Source organism: Campylobacter parajejuni (genome assembly GCF_046764905.1).
Taxonomy (GTDB): Bacteria; Campylobacterota; Campylobacteria; order Campylobacterales; family Campylobacteraceae; genus Campylobacter_D.
The window spans coordinates 1-652 of the sequence record NZ_JBKORB010000034.1 but is presented as its reverse complement, the minus strand read 5'-3'; the positions used below and the strand labels follow the sequence as shown (position 1 = coordinate 652).

General features: G+C 26.7%; 1 pseudogene. It reads left to right on the top strand.

From position 1 onward, the window contains the following. Positions 1 to 652, top strand: a pseudogene (locus ACLL8X_RS09315) (DUF2972 domain-containing protein); the annotation flags it as partial.

Below are 652 nucleotides of genomic sequence, written 5' to 3'. Positions count from 1 at the left end.
GGGGGGGGGATTAGCCTTATTTAAAAAACTCTATCTCATCCGCAAACAACATCAAAAAGAACAAAAAATCTATCAACAAACCATAAAAATCTTTCCCCAACTCCAATATCCAAGCTTAGAAACTTGTAGTGATTATGAAGAGGCTTTAAAATATAAATTTCATTTATCTTATATCTTAGGTGAAGTTTTAATCAAAGCTTATCAAACTTGGTATAAAGGAGGAGGATTAAAACTTTATCATCATATTAAACAAGCCAATAAAGAATTTCAAATTTTTAAAGAACTTTTTAAAGAATTTAAAGAACTTAATGTTAGCTTACTTCAAGGATTGATAAATCATAAACAATTAATACTAAAAGAATACCCAAGAATACAAAAGATATTAAAAACCCATCAAGACTATCCTGCTATACTGGATAATATTTTTCATAATTTTTCTTATTTTATACAGAATTTTGATTTAATAGAAGAATGGTTATTGTCAAATGATTTTAATGAAAAATACAAAAAAGAAAATCATCCCTATCCTTCATTACTCAATCCTAAAAAACTCAATGATAAAAATGAAAGTATTAATTATCATAATATTCCTGCTGAGCTTGCATGGGAGATGAATTTACCTTTACCTGAGAATTATGAGTTTATATGGTTG